16 protein-coding genes are annotated in these 15,854 nt (G+C 59.5%); 5 read left to right on the forward strand and 11 right to left on the reverse strand.

The features are described 5' to 3' along the window. Window positions 1–116 precede the first annotated feature (116 nt). Both HUW52_RS18610 and HUW52_RS18615 read left to right on the forward strand, forming a co-directional pair. On the forward strand, window positions 117–854 hold the full coding sequence (locus HUW52_RS18610; RefSeq protein WP_175554514.1) for a TorF family putative porin: 738 nt from the start codon (window positions 117–119) through the stop codon (window positions 852–854). Between the two features lie 223 nt (window positions 855–1,077). Then, entirely contained in the window at window positions 1,078–2,736 is a 1,659-nt protein-coding gene (locus HUW52_RS18615) for a phosphoethanolamine transferase (protein ID WP_175554515.1), read from the forward strand. A gap of 127 nt (window positions 2,737–2,863) precedes the next feature. On the opposite strand, the gene HUW52_RS18620 is transcribed toward HUW52_RS18615, so the two are convergent. The 11 genes from HUW52_RS18620 to HUW52_RS18670 all read right to left on the reverse strand — a co-directional run bounded on the left by HUW52_RS18620 (window position 2,864) and on the right by HUW52_RS18670 (window position 13,960). Next, a complete protein-coding gene (locus HUW52_RS18620; protein WP_175554516.1) occupies window positions 2,864–3,142 on the reverse strand; it encodes a DUF971 domain-containing protein in 279 nt (92 codons plus the stop codon). Beyond that, complete coding sequence (locus tag HUW52_RS18625; protein ID WP_175554517.1) at window positions 3,139–4,101, reverse strand: HEAT repeat domain-containing protein; 963 nt, start codon at window positions 4,099–4,101, stop codon at window positions 3,139–3,141. Before HUW52_RS18625 ends, HUW52_RS18620 begins: the two co-directional genes overlap by 4 nt. Beyond that, window positions 4,098–4,946, reverse strand: coding sequence for an ABC transporter ATP-binding protein (locus tag HUW52_RS18630; protein WP_175554518.1), 849 nt, complete (start codon window positions 4,944–4,946; stop codon window positions 4,098–4,100). Before HUW52_RS18630 ends, HUW52_RS18625 begins: the two co-directional genes overlap by 4 nt. After that, window positions 4,946–5,725: an ABC transporter permease gene (locus tag HUW52_RS18635; protein WP_175554519.1), complete on the reverse strand. Its 780-nt coding sequence runs from the start codon at window positions 5,723–5,725 to the stop codon at window positions 4,946–4,948. The genes HUW52_RS18630 and HUW52_RS18635 overlap by 1 nt, the downstream gene beginning before the upstream one ends. Before the next feature lie 266 nt (window positions 5,726–5,991). Further along, on the reverse strand, window positions 5,992–7,416 hold the full coding sequence (locus HUW52_RS18640) for an ABC transporter substrate-binding protein (RefSeq protein WP_175554520.1): 1,425 nt from the start codon (window positions 7,414–7,416) through the stop codon (window positions 5,992–5,994). 277 nt (window positions 7,417–7,693) lie between these two features. Continuing rightward, window positions 7,694–7,939, reverse strand: a complete 246-nt coding sequence (locus tag HUW52_RS18645; RefSeq protein ID WP_003225615.1) for a ferredoxin family protein — start codon at window positions 7,937–7,939, stop codon at window positions 7,694–7,696. Window positions 7,940–7,967: 28 nt separating this feature from the next. Next, window positions 7,968–9,698, reverse strand: a complete 1,731-nt coding sequence (locus HUW52_RS18650) for a fumarate reductase/succinate dehydrogenase flavoprotein subunit (protein ID WP_175554521.1) — start codon at window positions 9,696–9,698, stop codon at window positions 7,968–7,970. Continuing rightward, window positions 9,695–10,447 (reverse strand): GntR family transcriptional regulator, encoded by a 753-nt coding sequence (locus tag HUW52_RS18655; RefSeq protein WP_016985288.1) that lies wholly within the window; start codon window positions 10,445–10,447, stop codon window positions 9,695–9,697. Before HUW52_RS18655 ends, HUW52_RS18650 begins: the two co-directional genes overlap by 4 nt. 221 nt (window positions 10,448–10,668) lie before the next feature. After that, complete coding sequence (locus HUW52_RS18660; RefSeq protein ID WP_175554522.1) at window positions 10,669–11,637, reverse strand: Gfo/Idh/MocA family protein; 969 nt, start codon at window positions 11,635–11,637, stop codon at window positions 10,669–10,671. 22 nt (window positions 11,638–11,659) lie between these two features. Continuing rightward, window positions 11,660–12,547 (reverse strand): Dyp-type peroxidase, encoded by an 888-nt coding sequence (locus HUW52_RS18665; protein WP_175554523.1) that lies wholly within the window; start codon window positions 12,545–12,547, stop codon window positions 11,660–11,662. Between the two features lie 315 nt (window positions 12,548–12,862). After that, a complete protein-coding gene (locus HUW52_RS18670; RefSeq protein ID WP_175554524.1) occupies window positions 12,863–13,960 on the reverse strand; it encodes an AraC family transcriptional regulator in 1,098 nt (365 codons plus the stop codon). A 211-nt stretch (window positions 13,961–14,171) separates the two neighbouring features. Here HUW52_RS18670 and HUW52_RS18675 point away from each other — a divergent pair, with 211 nt between their 5' ends. The 3 genes from HUW52_RS18675 to HUW52_RS18685 all read left to right on the forward strand — a co-directional run bounded on the left by HUW52_RS18675 (window position 14,172) and on the right by HUW52_RS18685 (window position 15,841). Then, window positions 14,172–15,119 carry a transporter gene (locus HUW52_RS18675; RefSeq protein WP_016987317.1) on the forward strand — a complete coding sequence of 316 codons (948 nt, stop codon included), beginning with the start codon at window positions 14,172–14,174 and terminating at the stop codon, window positions 15,117–15,119. Window positions 15,120–15,372: 253 nt separating this feature from the next. Continuing rightward, the gene (locus HUW52_RS18680) at window positions 15,373–15,567 is read left to right on the forward strand and encodes a hypothetical protein (RefSeq protein WP_007918192.1); all 195 of its coding nucleotides are present in this window, start codon (window positions 15,373–15,375) and stop codon (window positions 15,565–15,567) included. Further along, complete coding sequence (locus tag HUW52_RS18685; protein ID WP_122600330.1) at window positions 15,500–15,841, forward strand: type II toxin-antitoxin system RelE/ParE family toxin; 342 nt, start codon at window positions 15,500–15,502, stop codon at window positions 15,839–15,841. Before HUW52_RS18680 ends, HUW52_RS18685 begins: the two co-directional genes overlap by 68 nt. Window positions 15,842–15,854 lie beyond the last annotated feature (13 nt).

The raw sequence follows: 15,854 nt of genomic DNA on the forward strand, positions 1-15,854 counted from the left end.
GACCCACCGCCTTCGCGAGCAAGCTCGCTCCCACAGGGACTGTGAGGGTGGCTGAGATTGCATTCCCTCCACAGTTTTCGTACTGCCCAAAAATAATCACAACATCGGGACTTCACATGAAAGCCTTGCCCCTGTTCGCCCTGAGTTTCTTGAGCGTGCTGCCCTTGAGCAGTTTTGCGATCCCCTTGAACGATGACTTTGCGCTGTTGGTCGACCTGACCCTGGCCAGCGATTACCGCACTCGCGGCATCTCGCAAACGCAAAACGACCCTGCCGTGCAGGCCGGCCTGACCTTCGCTCACAGCAGCGGTCTGTACCTCGGCGCGTGGAGTTCCAACGTCGATTTCGGCGGTGGCCTGAAAACCCGTCAGGAAGTCGATTACTACGGCGGTTGGCTGTGGCAGGCGACCGAGGATGTCAGCCTCGATCTGGGCTACATCAAGTACGCCTACCCCAAGGAAAGCCAGTTCAACCAGAGCGAGGTTTACGGGATTCTCGGGGTTTATGGGGTGAAGCTGGCGGCGTACTACTCCAGCGATGCGCCGGGGATCGATAGCAAGCAGAGTTCGCTGTACAGCTACATCGGTTATGAAACTGAACTGCCGTACGACTCAGGATTGAAGTTGCGCTACGGCAATATGGATTTCAAGGATCCGCATTTGTACTCGGCGTCCGGGCAGGCGGAGGACAGTTATCGGGAATGGGAGGTCAAACTCACCCACAATCTGGCCGGCGTGGTGTTGGGGTTGAGCTATATCGATACCGATCTTTCACAGAGCCAGTGCCTGAGTAACTGGGGTTTCAAGGACGTCTGCACCGCCACCCTCGTCGCCAGCGTCAGCAAATCTTTCTGACCCCACCGAGATCCATTGTAGGCCTTCGCCTGCTCGCGATAGCGGTGTGTCAGACAACACATCGACACCTGACACACCGCTATCGCGAGCAGGCGAAGGCCTACAAGGATTTGCTTTGAATTCGGTAGTTGTTACAGGATGTTTACGATTTTTTTACTAATGTTCTTCTACAGTTACCCGCGCAACCGCGTGGTTTTTCTCTTCATGTAGAGGGATGTTTGACATGGCTTTGGGCAACGGACTGCGTTTACCGTCCATCACTCCTACCCGACTGGTGCTGCTGTTTTCCCTGGCGCTGGTGGCGTTGTACAACCTGGCGACCTGGAAGGCGCTGGGTACGCTGATCACCCTGCAAGGCGCGCACAAACTGGCGTTTTTCGCCTCGTTTGCGCTGTTTTTGTGGGCCGCGATCACCCTGCTGCTGACCCTGGTGTCGTTTCGCTGGACACTGAAACCGGCACTCACCGTGGTCGCCCTGCTCTCGGCCTGCGCCGCGTATTTCATGAACGAATACGGCATTACCATCGACACGGTGATGATCCAGAATGTCTTCGAAACCAACCCTGCCGAAGCCACCGCGCTGTTCAACGGCAAGCTGCTGGCTTACCTGCTGTTGCTCGGCGTACTGCCAGCAGCGCTGATCTGGCGTTGGCCAGTGAGTTATCGGCCGTTCTTTCGCGGCTTGCTCAATAAGGTGCTGGTGATCATTGCCTGTGTGCTGGTGATCGCCGCATCGGTGGGCGCGTTCTATTCGACCTACGCGCCGATCTTTCGCGAAGAAGACAAGCTCACCCACTTCATCAACCCGACCAACTACATCTACGCGATCAGCAAATACACCAAACAACGCCTGGGCATCAAAAAGCATTTCGTGGTGCAGGCCATCGGCGAAGACGCGGTGATGAGCGCCAAGGCTGCGAGCCGCGAGAAGAAATCGCTGATGGTGTTTGTGGTCGGTGAAACCGCCCGCGCCGATCACTTTTCGCTGAACGGCTATGCGCGCGAGACCAACCCCGAACTGAGCAAACTCGACATCCTCAATTTCACCCAGGTGCATTCCTGCGGTACGTCGACGGCGGTCTCGGTGCCGTGCATGTTCTCGATGTTCCCGCGTGAGGATTACAGCGACAAGAAAGGCAAAACCTACGAGGGCCTGCTCGACATCCTCCAGCGTGCCGGCGTGCAAGTGCTGTGGCTGGACAATAACAGTGACTGCAAAGGCACCTGCCTGCGCGTGCCGCATCGCGATATTTCAAAGAATCAGCCGGGGCCGTTCTGCGATGGCAACAACTGCCTCGACGAGGCGCTGCTGGCCGATCTGCAAAGCTACATCGACAGCCTCAAGGGCCATGCAATCATTGTCCTGCATGCGGACGGCAGCCACGGCCCCGAGTACTACGAACGCTACCCGAAAGACATGGAGCGCTTCAAACCGATCTGCCACACCAACCAGTTGGGCAGTTGCAGCCGCGATGAACTGGTCAACGTGTACGACAACACGATTCTCTACACCGACCATTTCCTCGCCAAGGTCATCGAGCTGCTCAAACACAATCAGGATTCGCTGGACACCTCGATGGTGTATGTCTCCGATCATGGCGAGTCGCTAGGCGAGAATGGCCTGTATCTGCATGCGGCGCCCTATGCGCTGGCACCTGAAGCGCAGACCCATGTGCCGATGGTGATGTGGTTCGGCAATGGCACGCTCGCCAGCGAAGGGATTGATCGCGGTTGTCTGCAAGGCAAAACCGGGCAGACGGATTTGAGCCATGACAACCTGTTTCATTCGGTGCTGGGGTTGTTTGAGGTGAAGACCTCGGTGTATCAGCCGGGGCTGGATATTTTTCATGGCTGCCGGCCTTCGATGACGGCTGCGCAATAACCTGGATACTGCGCAGATCCCTTGTAGGAGTGAGCCTGCTCGCGATAGCGGTGGATCAGCCAACATCATTGTTAAATGACACACCGCGATCGCGAGCAGGCTCACTCCTACAGGGGGATGTGGTGAATCAGGGGATGAGGTTTGCCAGATAGGCCCACGGGTAGATGCCGCGCTGGTGGCCGTCGCTGAAGACCAGTTGCACGCCATAGCCCTGCGGGTTGAGTTCGATCAAGCGTACGCGGTCATCTACCATCGGCGTCAGGCCTTTCAGGCGAAACGCGCGGCATTGCGAGCATGGGCACTGACGGCGCAGTTCGGCGTGGTTGAGCTGTTGTTCGCGGCCGTCCGGCCAGCTCAATCGTAGCGTCCCTTCACTCTGCGAGTTACCGACTGACAGCGGGTTCATTGCAACTGACTCAAGGCAATGCGCACGGCTTTGCGCACTTCCGGGTCGCCGTCGTCCTGCGCAGCTTGCAAGGCCGCCACGGCGCCGCGATCATTCAGTTCGCCCAAGGCCAGCGCGGCCTCTTTGCGCAGGTTGCTGATGCGATGGCCGAGGGTGTCGATCAGCGCGTCCAGTGCCGGGGCAAATTGCAAACGACCAAGGCTGCGAGTGGCGCGCAGGCGCACTTGCCAGTAGTCGTCGCACAAGGCTTCAACCAGCGCGGTGCCAGCATCAATGTGGCCGACCTTGCCCAGGGTTGTCGCGGCTTCTTCGCGTACTTGCCAGGCTTCGTCCTGCAAGGCCTGGCGCAGGGCTGGCAACACTTCGGCGCTGGAGGCCAGGCCCAAAGCGCCAGTCGCAGCACGGCGGACCTCGGTGTCCGGGTCAGCGCTGGCCAATCGTGCCAGGGCGGGCAAAGCGTCGAGTTGCTTGAGCCAGCCGAGCACGCCCACGGCTTCACGACGAACGCTGGCGTCGGCATCGTTCAGCGCAGCGACCGCCGCCGGCGCAACATCGGCGAAACGCAACTCACGCAAGGCCCGGAATGCGGCGATGCGCACGCTGACGTCGGCGTGATCGGTCCACGGCAGAATCACCCGCCCCGCTGCTTCAGTCTTGAGCAGACTCAGGCTTTGTGCAGCGGCGGATTGCACGGCGGGCGACGGATCAGTCAGCGCCTCGCACAAGGCCTGCACGACCTCAGCATCTTCCCAGGCCTCCAGCAACCTCGCGGCTTCAGCGCGAACTTCTTCAGCAGGATCCTGGCCGAGGCGATCGACCAGCCAGAGCAAGCCATCCGGCTCTTCGAGATCCGCCAGATCGATCAGCGCAATACGCCGCACACCCGCATCTTCAGCAGTCAGGCGCGGTTGCAGGGCGAGGATTTCATCGTTATCGGTCACAGCAAAAATAGAGGTCATAGGGCAAATCGCGGCAAAGGGTTTTCAGGAGGCAGGCCGAGCGGATTGAGGCGCGGCAGCGGTCGGTCGTTGTCGTGGCGCAGCAGGTCGAGGCAGTGGCGTTTGAGGCGCGAGAATTCAGGACTGGTGACCAGTTCACTGGTGCGTGGCCGGGTGAAATCCAGACGCAAGTCTTCGATGATTCGCCCCGGCCGCGCACTCATCACCAGCAAGCGGTCGGCGAGAAACAGCGCCTCATCGATGTCGTGAGTGACGAAGACAACGGTGGTGCGGATCCGCGTCCAGATGTCCAGCAGCAGTTCCTGCATGTTCAAGCGGGTCAACGCATCCAGTGCGCCGAACGGCTCGTCCATCAATAACAGGCGCGGACGATTGACCAGCACTCGGGCGATTTCCACGCGTTGCTGCATGCCACCGGAAAGCTGGTCGGGCCAGCGTTCGGCGAAACCTTCGAGGCCGACCAGTTGGAGAATCTCGTCAGCGGCGCGGTGGCGCTCAGCCTTGCCGACGCCGCGCATTTTCAGGCCGAAGGCAACGTTGTCACGCACCGTGCGCCACGGAAACAGCGTGTGATGCTGGAACACCATGCCGCGCTGCGGTGACGGCCCGGATACTTCGCCGCCATCGACTTTCAGGCTGCCGGCATGCGCACTCAGATGCCCGGCCAGCGCACCGAGCAAGGTCGACTTGCCGCAACCGGACGGGCCGAGAATGCAGACGAACTGGCCGGGTTCGATCTGACAATCGAGTTCGCGCACCGCTTCGAACGCTTCACGACCGTGGCCGAGGACGATGGACAGTTGGCGGATGTCGATCCGCCCTTCCGGGGTTTGCATCACGCTCATCAGGCTTTTCCTCGCGGTCGATGCCAGGGCGTGAACAATCCGCCCAGACGTTTGATTAGCAGACTGCTGCCCATGCCCAATACGCCGATCAGCAGCATGCCAACGACGATGTCGGCGTAGTTCTGAATCGTGTAGGACTCCCAGGTGTAGTAACCGATGCCGAACTGGCCGGAGATCATTTCCGCCGTCACCAGACAGAACCACGAAGTGCCCATGCCGATCGCCAGGCCGGTGATGATGCTGGGTGCGGCGCCGGGCAGGATCACTTCGAGCAGGATCGCGCGGCGCCCTGCCCCGAGACTTTTCGCTGAGGCGATCAGGCGCGGGTCGACGCCTTCGACGCCGTGCACGGTGTTGAGCAGGATCGGGAACAGCGCGCCGGTGAAGGTGATGAAAACCATCGACAGTTCCGAGGACGGGAACATCAGGATCGCCAGTGGAATCCAGGCCACGGCGGGGATTGGGCGCAGGACTTCGAGCGGTGGCAGCAGCAGGTCTTCGGCCCATTTCGAGCGGCCGATGGCCAGACCGAGGGCGATGCCGATGACTAGCGCAGCGAGGTAGCCGGCGAAGACGCGGCTGAGGCTGGCGGTCAGATGTTGCAGGAGCTTGCCGGAGTCGCCGAGGCCCAATGCTGCTTCGATCACCGCGATAGGTGTCGGCACGTTGGCGAAGGTGACGAGGCCGAGGTTCCAGTGGTGGCCGGCGGCGAGTTGCCAGAACAGCAGGCAGAGCAGCAAGGATGTGACTCTTGATGTCCAGCGGATGGGTGTTTTCATGGAGCGGGTTTCCAGTTCTGGATCTGTGTTGTGGCTGAGATTTACCCCCCTCACCCCAGCCCTCTCCCCCCAAGGGGGCGAGGGGGAAAGGGAGCCGATCTTCGTTGCTTGCAAACCTGAGTTCGGCCAGAAAGGGAGCCGATCTTCGTGCTTTTCAAAACCTGCGTTCGGCTCGGTATTTCAGGTCGGCGTAGCTAGTCCAAAGACCGCGGTCAGTCCCCTCTCCCTCTGGGAGAGGGCTAGGGTGAGGGGCTGTTGATCTTCAACTAGCGAGCCGCGACGGCTTGGGTCGTGGCATCGGTGAAGTCAAAAACCTTGCCGCCCTGCGCCGAGGCAAATTGCTGAGCCTGACCCTTAAGCAAAAACGCACTCAGGCGTCCCTTGGCATCACTGGCAAACCACGCCTGCTCCGCCAGCAACTTGTTCCCGCTGTCACTGGCCTGCGCATATACCGCCCGAATGTTTTTGCCTTCCTGCTTCAAAGCCGCCAACGTAGTGAACGCCTCTTCCGCTGACGCGTACTGCCGCACCTTGCCCTCGCCACGCACCCAAATTTCCGCAACATGGCTGAAGTCTGTAATTGCCTTACCCGTCGCCGCATCCGTAGCCTGCAACGGTGTCTGCGCGTAATTGGCCAATTGCGCGGTGTAATCCAGACCTGACGCCTTGAACGCCGCACGGATGTACTGATCGTCAATAAACGTATTCAGATCGAGCCCGCGATCAGCCTTCTTCAGCAACTTCAACGTATCGATAGCCGTGCCGACTGCCTGGCGATATTCCAGCTTCCAGCTCAGGTCGCGGGTCTGCACGCCGAGCGGGCCGTGGAACAGGTAATTCACCTCAGCATCGACACCGGTGACTTTGGCGATCAGTTCGCTGTACTTCTCAGGCTCGGCGGCGAGCAGTTGATTGGCCTCGATGCTGGCGCGCAGGTACGCGACGACGATCTCCGGGTACTTCTTCGCATACGCCTGATCCACCAGCGCACCATGGAACGTCGGCGCATTGGCCTGAGCACCGTCGTAGATCTTGCGGGCGAAACCCCGGCTCGGGAACAGTTCGGCGAACGGCACAAAATCGGCGTGGGCGTCGATCTTGCCGGCTTGCAGCGCCGAGCCGGCGACCTCCGGCGGCTGGGCGATGATGTTGACATCTTTCAGCGGATCCCAGCCCTGCGCCGCCACGGCACGCAGCAACATGCCGTGGGCCGTCGAAGCGAACGGCACGGAAATGGTCTTGCCCTTGAGCTCGCTGAGCGACTGCACAGGGGACGCGCTCGGCACGACAATACCGTTGCCGCTGCCCTTGATGCTGCCCGACAACACGCTGATAAACAGGCTGTGCTTGCCGGCGGTTTCAAACGCGACACCGTTGAATGCACCGGGGAAATCGGCCATGGCGCCGAAGTCGAGTTTGCCGGCGACCATCTCGTTGGTCAGTGGCGCGCCGCTGGTGAAGTTCTTCCACTGCACGTCGTACTTCGCGTCTTTGTAGGCGCCGTCGTGGGGCAGGTATTTGTCGAGCAGACCGAGTTCACGAATCAACAAGCCGCCGGCGGCGCAGTTGATGGTGGTGTCCTGGGTGCCGATGGCGATGCGGATGGTTTCGGCCGAGGCCGACAAGGTGAACGAAGCCAGTACCAGACCGGCGATTGCTGCACGCAACATGAGTGTTTCCCCTCGAATCATTTATTTGAGTTCGTCTCCGCCGCGATCAGGGCGCGGTGGGAAACGAGGGGTTTCGGTGAATCCAGCGTCCGGGGTTTCCGGATGGCTTTGGGGTGTCTGGGCTGGCCTCTTCGCGAGCAAGCTCGCTCCCACAGGATTTCTGGCGTATTCAATTTGTGCAGTAACTCGATCCACTGTGGGGAGCGAGCTTGCTCGCGAAAGCGGAGTATCAGTCGACATCATTGCGCAATGACCCACCGCTATCGCGAGCAGGCTCACTCCTACAGAGGAAAGCGTTTCAACGCAGGAGATAGGGGATGTCGACTTTGACGGCGCCGGTCGGGCAGTCCTTCTCGCACGGCATGCAGTACCAGCATTCGTCGAACGCCATGTAGGCCTTCTGCGTTGCCGGGTTGATCGCCAGCAAATCCATCGGGCAAACGTCGACACACACGGTGCAGCCCTTTTCGGCGATGCATTTGTCCTCGTCGACGGTGACGGGGGCGTTGGAGCGGAAGAAAATTTCCTGAGCTTGATAGGCCATGGTTCGGACTCTTTGATTTATTGATGTATCAAGCGGCGAAAGCGCCGACCCGCAAGCGGTCGTAGGCCTGCATTTCTTCAGCATCGAGCGGGATGATGTAAGGCTCGACGGCTTTCTTGAAACTGGTCATCTGGCCGTCATCGCCCTTCTTCAGATGGCAATGGCAGAACCATTCGCTGTCGTTGCGCTGCGGGTGATCAACGCGATAGTGGTACAGGCCCCAGCGGCTTTCGGCGCGGAACAACGAGGCGCGAGCGGCCATTTCGGCGCAGTCGCGAATCACGCTGGTTTCCATCGCGCGCATCAATTCGTGAGCGTTGTTGGCTTTCATCTGCTCGAGATCGCGTTCGATGTCGCTGAAGCGTTGCAGGCCGATCTGCATCTTCTTGGTGACTTTCGGCGGTTGCAGGTAATCGTTGACGAAGCGCCGCAGCTTGTATTCGACCTGTGCCGGCGGCAGACCGTGTTCACGATCCAGCGGTGCGTAGACGCGGGCCTTTTCCTTTTCGATCTGCTCGGCATCCAGCGCGGTAAACTCGCGCCCGGCGACAAAATCGGCGGCGTTGTGCCCGGCAAACCAGCCATAGGTGAACGCGCCAAGCATGTAGTTATGCGGCACGGCGGCCATGTCGCCCGCCGAGTACAAACCTTTCACCGAGGTCTCGGCACGCTCGTTGACCCAAACGCCAGACGCCGAGTGACCGCTGCAAAAGCCGATTTCAGAGATGTGCATTTCGACCATTTGCGTGCGGTAATCGGTGCCGCGATTGGCGTGGAACTGACCACGGCTCGGGCGTTCATTACTGTGCAGAATCTCCTCGATGTTCTGGATGGTTTCTTCCGCCAGGTGATCGAGTTTGAGGAACACCGGGCCGTTGCCGCTCTCCAGCTCTTGATGAAACTCCCACATCATCTGCCCGCTCCAGTAGTCGCACTCGATGAAGCGTTCGCCCTTGTTGTTCGCGGTGTAACCACCCAGCGGGCCGGTGACGTAGGCGCAGGCCGGGCCGTTGTAATCCTTGATCAGCGGGTTGATCTGGAAGCACTCGAGATTCGCCAGTTCGGCGCCGGCGTGATAGGCCATCGCGTAGCCGTCGCCGGCATTGGTCGGGTTTTCGTAGGTGCCCATCAGGTAGCCGGAGGATGGCAAGCCGAGGCGACCGGCAGCGCCACACGCGAGGATCACCGCTTTGGCCTTGATCACATGGAAATCGGCGGTGCGGCAGTCGAAGCCCATCACACCGTTGACGGTGCCCTCCTCGTCAGTCAGCAACCGCGTGCACACGAGGCGATTGGTGATGCTCACCCGCGCACGTTTCAACTGGCGATAAAGGACCTTTTTGATGTCGTGCCCTTCCGGCATCGGCAGCACGTAGGCGCCCATGTGGTGGACTTTTTTCACCGCATAATCGCCGGTTTCGTCCTTCTCGAACTTCACGCCCCAGCGATCAAGTTGTTCGATGGTTTCGAAGCTGTGCGTCGCGTAGGCATAGACAGCGGCCTGATTGACGATGCCGTCGTTGGCGATGGTGATTTCCTTGGTGTACTGCTCCGGTGTCGAGTGGCCGGGGATGATCGCGTTGTTCAGGCCGTCCATGCCCATGCTGATCGCGCCGCTGCGTTTGACGTTGGCCTTGTCGACCAGCAACACGCGCAAGTCGCGGTTGTTTTCCTTGGCCTTGATTGCGGCCATCGGGCCGGCGGTGCCACCGCCGATGACGACGATGTCGTATTCCTGTTCGAGAACGTTGCGGGTCATGCCTGCTCCCCTTTTTGCCGGTCGATCCGCAGGCGGTACTGGAACGCATCGCCACGGTAGTAAAGGTGTTCGAAGTCCAGCGGCTGGCCTTGTGCGTCGTGGGTCAGACGCTCGATGCGCATGATCGGCGAACCGGCCTCGACGTTCAGCGCCTGGGTCAGGTCGCTGTCAGCCAGCACCGCGTCGATGGCCAGATCGGCGTGACCGAGGGCGATGCCGCAGTCGTTTTCGAGGATCAGGAAGATGTCGCGGGTGACCAGATCGGCCTTCTCCAGGCGCTCGCCGACGGCTTTGGGCAGGTAGGTGATTTCCAGCGAGATCGGCTCACGATTGATCAGCCGTACGCGTTTGATCTGCGCGACGATCTCGCCTTCGACGACTTGCAAACGCTCGGCGACGCGTTTGTCAGCCGGGATGAATTTGAAGCTGCGCAGGCGGTTGATCACCTCGTAACCGCGCCCGGTCATCGACTCGGCGAGGCCTTGCAGGCTGCTGACGTTCTGAAAGGTTTTCGGTTTGGCGACGAAGGTGCCTTTGCCGTGGATCTTGAAGATCAGCCCTTCCTTTTGCAGGTCGCCCAAGGCTTGGCGCACGGTGATGCGGCTGACTTTGAACAAGGCACCTAGTTCGCTTTCGGAGGGCATCTGGCTGTCTTGCGGGTATTCGCCGTCGAGGATGCGCGCACGGAGGACGTCGCGCAGTTGGGTGTGCAGCGGGACGCTGCTGAGGGAGAGAACGTTATCGGTCATCACGGGATCACTTGTCATAACGAGTTATGACGTGATCTTAGGGTTGTTATGACAAGGTTGAGAAATACCGAATGGGCATAACCTTAGATGCAGGACACACGCGATTTCCTGTGGGAGCGAGCTTGCTCGCGAAGGCGGTGTATCAGTCACCAAATTATTGACTGACAGGACGCTTTCGCGAGCAAGCTCGCTCCCACAGGGGACGGTGTACGCATGGAGGATCAGTGACGTTTGAGGATTTGATCCATGACCCAGTCGGTCTTGAGGGCTTGTTCGGCGACTGCGGGGTGTTGTGAATCACCGCGAATATGCGCATTCATGCCGAGGACGTGATGCCACTGAATGTGTTCGTGATGCGGGATTTCCAGGCTGATACTTTCATCGGCATGCAACTGCACGGGATGCTCATCAAACACCGAAAAACTGATCCGCCCGTCACTGCCGATGATCTCTACCCGATCCTCGCGCCGATCCGCGACAAAGCTCCAGCAGCCCATACCCAACGCCCCGGAGGCGAACCGCCAACTGGCGCTGACCGCGTCTTCTGCCGCATACAACCCGGCCTGACGCGCGGTGAAACCGGCGATGTCGACAATGTCGCCGAGCAAATACTGGAACAGGTCAAACCCATGGCTGGCCAGATCGGCAAAGTACCCGCCACCGGCCACCGCAGGATCGGTGCGCCAATTGTCGCGACCGTCCAGATCCGCTGGCGAAGGTGCCTTGGTCAGCGTCCAGTTCAAGTGTCGCACGTCACCGATGCGCCCCTGCTCCAGCCATTGCCGCACCTGCGCAAAACGCGGCAACGAACGGCGGTAATAGGCCACGAACAGGTGCAAACCCGCCTCGGCAAACGCCTGCTGCATTTCACCGCTTTGCCCGGCATTCAGCGCCATGGGTTTTTCCACGCAGCAATGTTTGCCGGCAGCGGCGACTTTCAGGCTGTAGGCGTGGTGGCTGTCGGGTGGCGTGGCGATGTACACCGCGTCCACCTCGGGATCGTTGATCAGCGCATCGACATCGGTGTAAACCCGGTCGATGCCATGGCGCGCGGCGTAGTCAGTCACCGCCTCAAGCCGTCGGCCCATCACCGCCACCAAGGCCGAACCGGGCACCTTGTAGAAGGCCGGCCCGCTCTTGCGTTCAGTGACATCACCGCAACCGATCATACCCCAGCGCACCACGTTCATTTATCAGTCCCTTTTTTCAAGATCAGCCAATGCGCAAAGCGCGCAAATCGAGGTGACCGTCCTTCAGCGGCGGGCACCAGTAGTAGCCGCCGGTGATCGGTCGGCTGATGCGATACAGACCATCGGTGATGCCGTCTTCCAGACCGCTCATGCGCCGCAGTTGTGCTTCGAAGGCATCCAGCGAGAAACCGAAAGCGAGGAACATCAGGCCCGCACGATCACCTTCGATCCACGGCATCGAGCGGCGCACGACAAACGCTTCCGGCGCGAAGCTTTCCTGCGCGGTGCGTTTGACGTGGGCGGAGACTGGCGCATCGTCGATCTCTTCGTTGTCGCTGAGGCGACGGCCCATGATGTTGTCTTTGTCGTCGGCGGACAGTTTGTGGAAACCCTTGAGGTCGTGCTGCCATTGCTGGATTGCGGCGAAGCTGCCACCGACCATGCCGTCAGTGCCTGTACTTTGCAGAGCGGCAGCGATGGCGGCTTCGTCGTGCGGGTTTTCTGTACCGTCTTCGTAGCCGGTGAGGTCGTGGCCGTCCTTGTGGCGGAAGGCTTCCTGCATTTCTACCAAGCGCAGGGCCGGGGCCAGTGCGGCTTCGAGGGCGTTGCAGCGGTTGAGCAGTTCACCACGGTCGACGCCGTGCAGCCAGACCCACAATGCGTGTTGGGTCGACGGGTTCTCGACGCCGACGCCAGTCATGGCCGGGAAGCTGCGCAGGCCGTCGATCTGCACGTTGAGGGCCTTGGCCAGGGATTCGCCGAAACCGACCACCGCCGACTTGCCGTCCACCTGATTGATCAGGTTGTCGATCGCCTGAGGCAGGGCTTCAACCGACTCAAGGGCGAAAAACAGATGGCGTGCTTGCGCAGGAACTGGGGTGGCGAGAATGCCCGGCTGGTAGTAACTCATGTGAACTCCTTGGGAAAGTGCGCGGGAGTTTACCTGTGACCGCAGGGTTTGTGGGGGTTTGGATGGAAGTCAAAAGCCCCTCACCCTAGCCCTCTCCCGGAGGGAGAGGGAACTGATTCGGGGATATTGAAGATCTACGCCGACCTGAACGTGCATCAGTGAATCCATAATCGACACAATCTTTCAGGTCGATGTAACTCGCAAGACACCGCGGTTGGCCCCCTCTCCCTCCGGGAGAGGGCTGGGGTGAGGGGATAATAGAGGTAAGACACCGACTTGAACGTGCAGCCGTGAATCCATAATCGACACAATCTTTCAGGTCGATGTAACTCGCAAGACACCTCGGTTGGCCCCCTCTCCCTCCGGGAGAGGGCTGGGGTGAGGGTTGGCGTCATTGCGCCAGGCACTCGGGCTCAGCCCCGTCCAGCGCTTGAACGCCCGGCGAAAACTGCGCACATCGCTGTACCCGACTTCCTCGGTAATCCGCTCGATCGGCATATCCGGATTAGCCAGCAAACTCATCGTCCGCGCCTGCCGCACCTGCTCCAACAACGCTTCGAACGTCAGCGCATGCTCGGTCAAACGCCGGCGCAACGTGCGGCTGCTCATGTTCAAATCACCGGCAATCTTTTCAATGTGGCTGCCGCTACTCAGATCCCGCGCAATTGCCCGCTCCACGGCTTGAATCAGATCAAGCTTCTGATGCACCTGTGCCGCTTCCAGCTCCAGTAACGCAACGGCTTGTCGCAACGCCAACGAGTGATGATTGGGCAAGTGCACATCCAGCCATTGCACATCGATCAGCATGCGATTGTGCAGGCAGCCGAAGCGCACATCCGGCCCGAGCAGGCGGTGGTATTCGCTCAGATAATCCGGCGCGGCATGCACGAACTCCACGGCAATCGCCTTGAACTCAGCCCCCACCAGCGCCCGGCCATACACCAGCAAACTGGCGAAAAACTCCTCGACCGCGAACACCTGCACATCAGCGAATGGCAAGCGGCACTCGGCATCGAGATGCACCTGAGCGCCGACCACATCGACGCTGGACACCACAATCCCGCCCGAGGTGTGTTGATGGCGAATCCCGAGGGCAAAGGCATCACGCAAGGTCTTGCACAGCGACAGCACATGCCCGAGCAGACCCAGCGTGCCGAGCACGTTCTGCGCGCCGACCCACAACCCCAAACCCTGATTGGGCAACACTTTGAGTGCGCGCTGAATCATCGCCACGGCCTGGCGATAGGAAATCCGCTGCGCCGGGTCCTGCAGATCCTCAAGGGTGAAACCCAGCCCACGGCACAGGCTCTGGGGATCGATGCCTTTGTTCTGCGCGACTTCGGCGAGGGTTTGCAAAAGAAACGGCGAGACCAGCGCCAGTTCGAAGGTCGGGTCTTGGACTTTTACGTTCATGGGGGCTGACATTCCGGATCACGCTTGATTGTTATTTTTGTAACCGGTTATGTCGAAGGAAGTTAGCACAGGGTGCGCGAACTGTCCGCAGATGCCCCCCTTGGTGTCCGCCAATACCCTGCCCCAACGTACGCCAAACGCTTATTTCTAGCGTACCGGCGCTCCGAGCGACCGGTACCGGGTCCCAATCACAATAATAATGAGGACAGTCATGAGCCAGAACCGTGCAACATCCTTCTTGCCGCTCGCTCTTTTCATCGCGGGTTGCCCCCTGACGTTGCCGGCGCTGGCCACCGAAGCCGGCGTTGACAACATCGGCACCGGCACCGACGGTTTCTTCATGCTGCCGCTGGAAGTCGACAGCCTTCCGGAGAACATGGTCGCGTTCAACCTCTACTACAACCACTACAAGGCGCGAAAGCTCAACATCAGCTCGTTCGGCGGCAAAGTGCCGAATGTCGAAATCGAGTCCACCGCGGTGATCCCTCGCCTCGATTATCTAAGCCCGGTGCGGATATTCGGCGGACGCTTGGCCGGCTACATCGCCCAGCCTTGGCTGAAGCAGGAAGTCTCGGTGTTCGGTTTGAGCGACACTCGCGAAGGCATGGGCGATACCACCTTCGCACCGATCATTCTGTGGGACATGGGCAAGAACCTGACCCTCGGCGCCGCCGTGGAAGTCACCGTGCCCACCGGCGAATACAGTGTCGATCGACTGGCCAACACCAGTAACAATTTCTACACGTATAAGCCGCTGTTCTCGTTCACCTGGCTGCCGACTGAACGCACCGAAGTCTCAATGAAGACCACCTACAGCTTCAACGAGAAGAACAAGGACACTGACTACAAGTCCGGGCAGATCTTCCACTTCGATTATTCGGCCAGCTACAAGATCACCGACGACCTGATGCTCGGCATCAACGGCTACTACCTCAAGCAAACCACCGACGACAAACAGTTCGGCCACACCGTGCAGTTTGCCGGGCAGGACGTCGATGACGGCGTGCGCGGCAAGGTCTTCGCGATCGGCCCGGCGCTGCACTTCACCTTTCTCAAGTACGCCAGCGCGGAGATTCGCTGGGCCAAGGAATTTGATGTGGAGAACCGGCCGGAGGGGGAAATGTTGTGGGCGAAGGTGAGTATTCCCTATGCGTTCTGAGTGTATTTGTAGGAAAGCGCACCTGGGTTTGTAGCCTGAAAACCTGAAAACCGCATGGGTGGAATACGCCTACAGCGGCGGTCGAGATTACCGGACAACAGGGGGAAACGTCTGGCAGATTTAAAGGGGACGCTTGCAGATACTGGACTCCGTTATCCCATGGTTCCTCAAGGCTCATGGGGTGCATCGTCTGCCAGTGACGACAATGGGCCATGTCCCCCTTAAACTGCCGAGATTGATCACGGAGATCACTATGAGCATATTACTTTCCCCGTTTTACTCTGACTTCGAATCCGAAGAAGAGGCAGAGAGCTACGATCGCTGGTTTCGTGCAGAGGTACAGCATGCACTCGATGATCCTAGTCCTGGTATTCCCCATGATGAGGCTATGGCGATGCTCGACCAGATGCTGGAAGAGATGCGCAGGAAGCGCCGCTCTGCTGCTTGAATGGAGCAGCAAGTCCTCGCGTCAACTGGCTGACATCTTCAAATACATCGAGCAACACAACACCAACGCTTCAATTTCGCTAAGACACAAGGTTGGTGCGGCAGCACAAAGGCTTTCATCAATACCTTACGGTTACCGACCTGGCCGAGTGCCTGGTACTCGTGAGATGGTGATTCATCCGAACTATCTGCTGGTCTATCGAGTGAATGGGCGCATCAGAATACTGGGGGTGCTTCACGCCCGGCAAAAATACCCTTCAACTTCATCGACATAAAAAAAGGGCGGCC

Origin of the sequence: Pseudomonas sp. 43A (genome assembly GCF_013363935.1) — a bacterium.
In the GTDB taxonomy this organism is placed as follows: Bacteria; Pseudomonadota; Gammaproteobacteria; order Pseudomonadales; family Pseudomonadaceae; genus Aquipseudomonas; species Aquipseudomonas crudilactis.

Excerpts from the sequence above, each read along its gene's own strand:
- HUW52_RS18640 (WP_175554520.1), bottom strand. The coding sequence starts at position 7,416 with ATGATTCGAGGGGAAACACTCATGTTGCGTGCAGCAATCGCCGGTCTG.
- HUW52_RS18680 (WP_007918192.1), top strand. The coding sequence starts at position 15,373 with ATGAGCATATTACTTTCCCCGTTTTACTCTGACTTCGAATCCGAAGAA.
- HUW52_RS18650 (WP_175554521.1), bottom strand. The coding sequence starts at position 9,698 with ATGACCCGCAACGTTCTCGAACAGGAATACGACATCGTCGTCATCGGC.
- HUW52_RS18675 (WP_016987317.1), top strand. The coding sequence starts at position 14,172 with ATGAGCCAGAACCGTGCAACATCCTTCTTGCCGCTCGCTCTTTTCATC.
- HUW52_RS18635 (WP_175554519.1), bottom strand. The coding sequence starts at position 5,725 with ATGAAAACACCCATCCGCTGGACATCAAGAGTCACATCCTTGCTGCTC.
- HUW52_RS18620 (WP_175554516.1), bottom strand. The coding sequence starts at position 3,142 with ATGAACCCGCTGTCAGTCGGTAACTCGCAGAGTGAAGGGACGCTACGA.
- HUW52_RS18685 (WP_122600330.1), top strand. The coding sequence starts at position 15,500 with ATGAGGCTATGGCGATGCTCGACCAGATGCTGGAAGAGATGCGCAGGA.
- HUW52_RS18655 (WP_016985288.1), bottom strand. The coding sequence starts at position 10,447 with ATGACCGATAACGTTCTCTCCCTCAGCAGCGTCCCGCTGCACACCCAA.
- HUW52_RS18670 (WP_175554524.1), bottom strand. The coding sequence starts at position 13,960 with ATGAACGTAAAAGTCCAAGACCCGACCTTCGAACTGGCGCTGGTCTCG.
- HUW52_RS18665 (WP_175554523.1), bottom strand. The coding sequence starts at position 12,547 with ATGAGTTACTACCAGCCGGGCATTCTCGCCACCCCAGTTCCTGCGCAA.
- HUW52_RS18610 (WP_175554514.1), top strand. The coding sequence starts at position 117 with ATGAAAGCCTTGCCCCTGTTCGCCCTGAGTTTCTTGAGCGTGCTGCCC.
- HUW52_RS18615 (WP_175554515.1), top strand. The coding sequence starts at position 1,078 with ATGGCTTTGGGCAACGGACTGCGTTTACCGTCCATCACTCCTACCCGA.
- HUW52_RS18625 (WP_175554517.1), bottom strand. The coding sequence starts at position 4,101 with ATGACCTCTATTTTTGCTGTGACCGATAACGATGAAATCCTCGCCCTG.
- HUW52_RS18660 (WP_175554522.1), bottom strand. The coding sequence starts at position 11,637 with ATGAACGTGGTGCGCTGGGGTATGATCGGTTGCGGTGATGTCACTGAA.
- HUW52_RS18630 (WP_175554518.1), bottom strand. The coding sequence starts at position 4,946 with ATGAGCGTGATGCAAACCCCGGAAGGGCGGATCGACATCCGCCAACTG.
- HUW52_RS18645 (WP_003225615.1), bottom strand. The coding sequence starts at position 7,939 with ATGGCCTATCAAGCTCAGGAAATTTTCTTCCGCTCCAACGCCCCCGTC.